We start from the raw sequence: 937 nt of genomic DNA on the forward strand, positions 1-937 counted from the left end.
TGAGCCTGCAACGATCGCCTCCGGGTGGCTGTAAAACTCCCGTAGCCTGAAAGGGAGCGCCTCAACGCGGTACATCTGCCCACCTTTGGAAGCAGATATTGCCAGCTCAACGGCAATGAAGGTTCATTATTCTTTATCAGCGCGTCAGTAACGTATCTGTCTGACACCCGGCGGGGAAAAACCTTCCCGTCAGGGGACAGGATTTTCTCCGTTACCCCTTATTGTTGACCTCCATGGAGAACATCGTATGTCTGAGAACGCAACAGCATTAACCAAAAACGACTATTTCAACCTGAATATCAAGGGACTCGGCTATTTGAATAATATCCGCCCTGTCAGTACCGCCAGTGGCACGTTCCTGAGCTGTGTGATTAATGCGTTAAATGGTCCCAGTGATAATCCGGTCTATGTCCGTTTTGATATTACCGTGGTCGGCAAGGAGGCGACCAGCCTGGTCGGTCGTTGCCAGAAAGCCGTTGACGAGGATAAAAAAGTGTTGCTGGGCTTTACCTTAAGTAACCCGTCCACCGATATTTTTACCCTGAAACGCGGCGATCATGCCGGTGAACAGCGTGTCAGCCTGAAAGCCCGCCTGATTAAAGTGGACTGGATTAAAATTGGGCAGGACAAAGTGTACCAGGCAGAACAATCCGATTCGACGCCGCCACAAAACGGTGTCGCGCAAGCCGAATATGCAGAAAATTCATTCTGATATTCATTCTACTCCACTGACTTGCCCTGATGTTTCAGGGCAGTCTCTTTGCTAACAAATACAATAGGGTACAGAGATGACTATCCCCCCCATTGGCGTTCTGGCACTGCAATATTGTTATAAGCAATTACCGTTAACGGTGTTACAAACCCGTGCAGGCTTTTATATCGGCACGATAGAGGGCGGCGTGCCCTGCTCCCGTGAGTCTATGGAATATTTTGCCAG

1 protein-coding gene is annotated in these 937 nt (G+C 49.5%); it reads left to right on the top strand.

The features are described from left to right. Positions 1 to 247: 247 nt before the first annotated feature. Positions 248 to 712 carry an STY4534 family ICE replication protein gene (locus Xets_RS12665; protein WP_187651786.1) on the top strand — a complete coding sequence of 155 codons (465 nt, stop codon included), beginning with the start codon at positions 248 to 250 and terminating at the stop codon, positions 710 to 712. Positions 713 to 937 lie beyond the last annotated feature (225 nt).

This window comes from Xenorhabdus sp. TS4 (assembly GCF_014467265.1).
In the GTDB taxonomy this organism is placed as follows: Bacteria; Pseudomonadota; Gammaproteobacteria; order Enterobacterales; family Enterobacteriaceae; genus Xenorhabdus; species Xenorhabdus ehlersii.

Excerpts from the sequence above, each read along its gene's own strand:
- Xets_RS12665 (WP_187651786.1), top strand. The coding sequence starts at position 248 with ATGTCTGAGAACGCAACAGCATTAACCAAAAACGACTATTTCAACCTG.